Here is a 6697-nt window from a genome sequence, read left to right as displayed (position 1 = left end):
GATCCGGCCCGGGCTGACCGTGATCGGGCCGACCAGGCCCGCCGCGGCGTAGCTCCGGCCTTTCTTCAGCTGCCGCAGGTCGAGCGCGGTGTCCTCCATCGCCTGCAGCCACGCGCGGCCCCACCAGGTGCGGGCGAACGGGCCGCGGCCGGGTCGGGCGGGGAACGCGGGGAATCCGCGGACCCGGTCGGTCATCGTGGCCTCCGGAGGGTGACGAGTTCGGCCAGTTCGGCGTCGGTGAGTTCGGTGAGCGCGGCCTCGCCGGAAGCGAGCACCGCGTCGGCGAGCGCGCGTTTCTCCCGCAGCATCACCGCGATCCGGTCCTCGACCGTGCCTTCCGCGACCAGCCGGTGGACCTGCACCGGCCGGGTCTGCCCGATCCGGTACGCGCGGTCGGTCGCCTGGTCCTCGACCGCCGGGTTCCACCACCGGTCGTAGTGCACGACGTGGTCGGCGCGGGTGAGGGTGAGCCCGGTGCCCGCGGCCTTGAGCGACAGCAGGAACACCGGCACGTCGCCATTCTGGAAGCCGCGGACCAGTTCCTCGCGCCGGGCGACCGGGGTGCCGCCGTGCAGCAGCTGCGACGGGACGCCGCGCGCGGCGAGGTGCCGTTCGAGCAGCCGCGCCATCGCCACGTACTGGGTGAACACCAGCACCGCGCCGTCCTCGGCGAGGATGGTGTCCAGCAGTTCGTCGAGCAGTTCGAGTTTCCCGGACCTGCCGGTGAGCGTGCTGCCGGCGGACTCGCCGAGGTACTGCGCGGGATGGTTGCAGATCTGCTTGAGCGCGGTGAGCAGCTTGAGCACCCGGCCGCGCCGGGCCATGCCGTCGCTCGCGGAGATGTCGGCCATCAGCTCGCGCACCGTCGCCTCGTACAGCGCGGCCTGCTCGGCGGTGAGCGACACCGGCCGGTCGGTCTCGGTTTTGGCGGGCAGCTCGGGCGCGATGCCCGGGTCGGATTTGCGGCGGCGCAACAGGAACGGCCGCAGCAGCCGGGACAGCTGCTCGGCGACCGCCGGGGCCGCGCCGGATTCGACCGGCTTTCCCCAGCGGCGGCGGAAGTCGGCGAGCGGGCCCAGCAGCCCGGGCGTGGTCCAGTCGAGGATCGCCCACAGTTCGGTGAGCGTGTTCTCCACCGGCGTGCCGGTGAGCGCCACTTTCGCCGCGGAAGGCAGCAGCCGCAACGCTTTCGCCGTGTCGGAGCGGTGGTTCTTCACGTGCTGCGCCTCGTCGGCGACCAGCAGGTCCCAGCTCACCTCGGCCAGCGGCGCCGGGTCGGTGCGCAGCGTGCCGTAGGTGGTGAGGACGAAACCGCCGTCGAGATCGTCCAGCGACCGTGCGGTGCCGTGGAACCGGCGCACCGCCACGCCGGGCGCGAACCGGCGGATCTCCGTCTCCCAGGTGCCCAGCAGCGAGGCCGGGCACACGACCAGCGTCGGACCGGCGCCGCGGTGCAGGTGCAGTGCGATGAGCGTGACGGTTTTGCCGAGCCCCATGTCGTCGGCGAGACAGCCGCCGAGGCCCAGCCCGGTGACGGTGTCGAGCCACTGCAGGCCGCGCAGCTGATAGTCGCGCAGGGTCGCGGCCAGCCCGGGCGGCTGCGGCACCGGGACGGGATCGGCCGCCAGCCGCGCGCGCAGCTCCTCCAGCCAGCCGTCGGTGCGGACCTCGACCTGGGCGCCGTCGACCTCGGTGCGGCCGGTGAGCGCGACGCCGAGCGCCTCGATCGCGGTCAGCGGCTTGAGCGAGCGGTCCCGCGCGCGGTCAGCGGTGGTGCGGTCCAGCAGCACCCACCGGTCCCGCAGCCGGACGACCGGACGCTGGGCCTCGGCGAGCGCGTCGAGTTCCGCGACGCTCAGCTCGCTGTCGCCGAGCGCGAGCTGCCAGTCGAACTGCAGCACCTGGTCGCCGCCGAAGAACGACCGCGCGTCCGACGGCGCGTCGCCCGGGCGGACGACCGCTCGCGCGGCCAGCCCGGTCAGTTCGGCGGGCCAGTGCACCGCCAGCTCCGCGGCGTCGAGCGCGCCCGCGAGCAGTTCGGCGATCTCGCGGTCTCCCAGCTCGACCGACGACGGAACCGCCGCCGACAGCAGCGGAGCGAGCGCCGGCCACACCTCCGCCCCATGCCGCAAGGTCAGCAGGACCTCGTGCCGCGCCTCCTGGCTGCCGGTGCGCCACAGCTCTTCCGCGTCGACCAGCGGCTCGGCGCCGCCGTGCACCTGGACGACCGCGCGGAACCGGCCGCCCGCCAGATCGTCGGACTCGATGCGCAGCGACACCCGCAGCGCGGGCTGCACCCCGGCGACGTCCCCGAGGAACCGCATCAGCAGCGGATACGGCTCCGGCAACCGCGCCGGGTCGCCTGGGAGCGGCGTCGCGTGGGCGTGCGGCGGCATCGCGTCGGCGAGACGGCGCAGCCACGCTTCCTCGGCCGGGTCGAGCGGTCCGGTCCACCCGGCCGAGGCGAGCCGCTCTGCCGCTTCGGCGGCCAGCGCCCAGAACCGCGCCGACGGATCCGTCAGCGACCGCAGCACCGGCGCCGCCTCCGCGGCCGGCAACCGCAGCGCGGGCACCGTGCGCACCCCCTCCGCCAGCACGACCTCGACTGTGCCGGGCTCCCCGGGACCGTCCGGCTCCGCGCCGTCCGGTCTCCAGAGCACGATCCGGCCCGGCTCCACCACCACTGAATTCAGTGTTCCGCCCTCCCCTGGCTGACCTGTACGGGATAGTGTACCGGAAAACTCTGTACTGCGTACGAGGAGCGAAATGGACACCGGAACGGACACCGAGCCGGGCGATCCGCGGCGGACCATCGAACTGCTGTGGGGCGTGCCCGGTCCCCCGCGCCGCGGCCCGAAACCGAAGCTGTCGGTCGAGCACGTGGTGCTGGCCGGGATCCGGGTCGCGGACGCCGACGGGCTGGACGCGGTCACCATGCGCCGGATCGCCGACGAACTGGGCGTCGCGACGATGTCGCTCTACACCTACGTGCCCGGCCGCGACGAACTGCTGGAGCTGATGCTCGACCACGCGCACGGCGAACTCCCCGGCGAGCTGCCGGAAGGCTGGCGGGCCGGGCTCGCCGCGGTCGCCGAAGACCTGTGGCGGCTCTACCACCGGCATCCGTGGCTGCTGGAGGTCCGCGTCGGCCGCCCGACACTGGGTCCGCACACCTTCGCCAAATACGAGCGCGAACTGGCCGCGATGGACGAACTCGACCTCGACGACGTCCAGCTCGACGCGATCGTCAGCCTGCTCAACGGCCTGGTCGCCGGCGCGGCGCGCGGTTCGGTGGACGCGGCCCGCGCCGCGCGCCGCAGCGGGATGACCGACCTCGACTGGTGGGACCGCTCCGCGCCGGTGCTGGCCGAAATCCCGGCGGCGGATCCGGTGCACTTCCCACGCGCGAGCCGGGTCGGCACGACCGCGGGGCAGACCTACGGCGGGTCCTCGGATCCCGAGCACCACTTCCGGTTCGGGCTCGCCCGCATCCTCGACGGGATCGCGCAGCTCGCCGGAGCCTGATCGCGCGAAACCTCGCGAACCCCGCGAAATTGTCGGTGCGCCGGTCTACCGTCCGAAGGGCGTCGGCGGAACCCGTCCGCCGACGAGCCCGAGGGGAGCACGAGGTGACCAGGCAGCACGACGCGGCCGACGCCGCGATCGCGCAGGCGTTCCGCGACGAATGGGGCTCCGTCGTGGCCACGCTCATCCGGGTCACCGGAGACTGGGACCTGGCCGAGGAATGCGCGCAGGACGCGTTCGCCCTCGCCGTGCGCACCTGGCCGCGCGACGGGGTTCCCGAGCGCCCCGGGGCGTGGCTCACCACCGCCGCCCGCAACCGTGCCGTCGACCGCCTCCGGCGCGCGTCCGTGGGCGCGGGCAAACTCCGGGAAGCCGCACTGCTGGCCGTCCCGGACGAACCGGCGACTGTCCACAGTGGAGACAACGGAGACGGCGGGGTAGAAGACGACCGGCTCCGGCTCATTTTCACCTGCTGCCATCCCGCGCTCGCCTTCGAAGCACAGGTCGCGCTCGCGCTGCGCACCCTCGTCGGGCTCAGCACCGCGGAGATCGCGCGCGCGTTCCTGGTGGCCGAGTCGACGATGTCGCAGCGTCTCGTCCGGGCGAAACGCAAGATCCGCGCCGCCGGGATCCCGTACCGGGTGCCGCCTGCCCATCTGCTGCCCGAACGCACCGCCGCGGTGCTCGGCGTGCTGTACCTGTTGTTCAACGAGGGCTACTCGGCGAGCGAAGGCGAGCAGTTGCAGCGGCCCGGCCTGGCCGTCGAAGCCATCCGGCTGGCCCGGCTGCTCGCCACCCTGATGCCGGACGAACCCGAGGCCACCGGCCTGCTGTCGCTGCTCCTGCTCCAGCACGCCCGCCGCGCCACGCGAAACCGGCCCGACGGCGAACTGATCCCGCTCGAAGAACAGGACCGAACCCACTGGGACACCGCCGCGATCGCCGAGGGCACCGCGCTGCTGGAGGGAGCGTTGCGCCGCCGCACCCCAGGGCCGTACCAGGTGCAGGCCGCGATCGCCGCGTGCCATGCCACCGCCGCGCGCGCCGAGGACACCGACTGGGCGCAGATCGCCGGGCTCTACCTCGAACTGCTGCGGTTCCGGCCGGGCCCGGTGGTCGAGCTGAACCGCGCGGTCGCGGTCGGCATGGCCGCCGGGCCGGAAGCCGGGCTCGCCCTCGCCGACCGGCTGACCGAAGACCTCGCGGGCTACCACCTGCTGCCCGCCACCCGCGCGGACTTCCTGCGCAGGCTCGGCCGCACCGAAGAAGCCCAAGCCGCGTACGCCGAAGCGCTCGCGCTGGCCCGCACCGGAGCCGAACGCGGCTACCTCCGGAGGCGCCTTTCGGAAATTTCTTCGCCGGAGGTGTCTGTCTCCGCCCCGTCCATTCGTCGGGAGGGCAAACCGGCCCGAACCCCGGAAGGACAGACATGATCACCAAGACCCTTCGCGTGCCCGGCGCGGAGATCCACTACGACGTCGCGGGCTCCGGCCCGCTGCTGCTCCTCGTGCCCGGCGGACCCGCGGACGCCACCGCGTTCACCGCGCTGCGTCCCTGCCTGGCCGACCGCTACACCGTCGTCACCTTCGACCCGCGCGGCATCTCGCGCAGCCGGACCGCCGATCTCGCCGACGACCTGGTCGAGCAGCACGCCGAGGACGTCCAGCGGCTGCTCGCCGAACTGGACGCCGGACCGGTCTCGGTGCTGGCCAACAGCGGCGGCGCGATCACCATGCTCGAACACGTCACCCGCTATCCGGGCGCGGTGCGGACGCTGGTGGCGCACGAGCCGCCGGTCAGCCGCTATCTCGGCCCCCTGCTGGCCGATTTCCCGGACATCCCGGCCGTCTACCGCGAACAGGGCATCGACGCGGCGATGGGCGCGTTCATGGCAGCCAGCGGATTCGAGATCCCGCCGCCGCCCGAGCACCCCACCGCCGAGGAAATCGAGCAGGGCAAGCAGATGCGCGGCAACTTCGAGCTGTTCTTCGGCAAGCTGATGGCCGCCGTCGGAGCCTGGGAACCCGATCTCGAAGCGCTCGCCGCCGCGAAAACCCGGATCGTCGTCGCGGTGGGCGACGCCGCCGGGACCCCGGCGTACGAGGCGGGAGCCGGGCTGGCCCGCGCGCTCGGCGCCGAACCCGTCCGTTTCCCCGGCGACCACGGCGGCTTCGCCTCCGAGCCCGAAGCCTTCGCCTCCCGGCTCGCCGAAACCTTCGACGAGGAGGACTGATGCGCTACCTGCTGATGATCGCCGGGTCCGAGGAGCCGACCGAGGAACAGCTCGCGATCGGCTGCGGCGGCTGGTCCGAGGACCTGCTCGAACGCGGCATCCTCCTCGGCGGCGGAGGCCTGCACCCGCCCGCGACGGCCACCACGGTGCGCGTGCGCGACGGCGACGTCCTGCTCACCGACGGGCCGTTCGCCGAGACCAAGGACCAGATCGGCGGCTACGCCGTGCTCGAATGCGCCGACCTCGACGAGGCCGTCGAGCACGCCTCCCGGCACCCGGCCGCCTCCTACGGCACCATCGAAGTCCGCCCGCTCCTGGGCTGATTCCCGCACCCCGACCCGGAAAGAAACCCCATGCCCTCCATTGTGGACAGAAACGAACAGCGCTACGTCGGCTACCGCGCGACGGTCGCCTTCGACGGAATGGCCGACGTGGCGCACCGGATCGCCGCGATCGTCGGCGAACTCGCCGAACGCGGCCTCGAGCCCGCCTGCGCCCCGTTCTTGCGGTACCTGGTGCTCGGCACGGACATGAAGACCGTCACCGTCGAGGCCGGAGTGCCCGTGGCGGAGCCGGTCGACCTCGGCGACGAGTACTTCAACGCCGTCCTGCCCGCCGGGAAATACGCACAGGCCACCCACCACGGCTCGCCCGCCGGCCTCTTCGCGGCCACCGCCGACCTGCTCGCCTGGGGCGAGAAGGAGGACGTGCGCTGGGACCGCACCGTCGAGGCCGACGGCGAGCACTGGGGCGCCCGGCTGGAGATCTACCGCACCCACCCGCAGGTCGAGCCGGACCCGAACAACTGGGACACCGACCTCTGCTTCCGGCTCGCCGACTGACCCGCCGGGGGGGGGGGGGGGGCGGCGGCCCCGGGGGGGGAGGGGCCCCCCCCCGGGGGGGGGGGGTAGGGGCGGGGCCGGCCCCCCCCCGCCGGCC

General features: G+C 73.6%; 6 protein-coding genes and 1 pseudogene. 5 read left to right on the top strand and 2 right to left on the bottom strand.

Going from position 1 to position 6697, the window contains the following annotated elements; genetic code table 11:
- Nucleotides 1–195 (bottom strand): annotated as a pseudogene (locus ACWGIC_RS39720) (SWIM zinc finger family protein); the annotation flags it as partial.
- Nucleotides 192–2558 carry a DEAD/DEAH box helicase gene (locus ACWGIC_RS39715; protein ID WP_452081104.1) on the bottom strand — a complete coding sequence of 789 codons (2367 nt, stop codon included), beginning with the start codon at nucleotides 2556–2558 and terminating at the stop codon, nucleotides 192–194. The gene ACWGIC_RS39715 and the pseudogene ACWGIC_RS39720, both read right to left, overlap by 4 nt.
- A 208-nt stretch (nucleotides 2559–2766) precedes the next feature.
- Between ACWGIC_RS39715 and ACWGIC_RS39710 the strand changes: the two genes are divergently transcribed.
- From ACWGIC_RS39710 to ACWGIC_RS39690, 5 genes are all read left to right on the top strand, one after another.
- Nucleotides 2767–3525, top strand: a complete 759-nt coding sequence (locus ACWGIC_RS39710) for a TetR/AcrR family transcriptional regulator (protein WP_452081103.1) — start codon at nucleotides 2767–2769, stop codon at nucleotides 3523–3525.
- Between the two features lie 104 nt (nucleotides 3526–3629).
- Entirely contained in the window at nucleotides 3630–4958 is a 1329-nt protein-coding gene (locus ACWGIC_RS39705; RefSeq protein WP_452081102.1) for an RNA polymerase sigma factor, read from the top strand.
- Nucleotides 4955–5758: an alpha/beta fold hydrolase gene (locus ACWGIC_RS39700; RefSeq protein ID WP_452081101.1), complete on the top strand. Its 804-nt coding sequence runs from the start codon at nucleotides 4955–4957 to the stop codon at nucleotides 5756–5758. Before ACWGIC_RS39705 ends, ACWGIC_RS39700 begins: the two co-directional genes overlap by 4 nt.
- Complete coding sequence (locus ACWGIC_RS39695) at nucleotides 5758–6081, top strand: YciI family protein (RefSeq protein WP_452081100.1); 324 nt, start codon at nucleotides 5758–5760, stop codon at nucleotides 6079–6081. The genes ACWGIC_RS39700 and ACWGIC_RS39695 overlap by 1 nt, the downstream gene beginning before the upstream one ends.
- Nucleotides 6082–6111: 30 nt before the next feature.
- Entirely contained in the window at nucleotides 6112–6600 is a 489-nt protein-coding gene (locus tag ACWGIC_RS39690; RefSeq protein WP_452081099.1) for a GyrI-like domain-containing protein, read from the top strand.
- Nucleotides 6601–6697: the final 97 nt, after the last annotated feature.

This window comes from Amycolatopsis sp. NPDC054798 (assembly GCF_053611505.1).
Note: the sequence above shows the minus strand (reverse complement) of the source record. Positions and strands in the feature narration are given on the sequence as shown.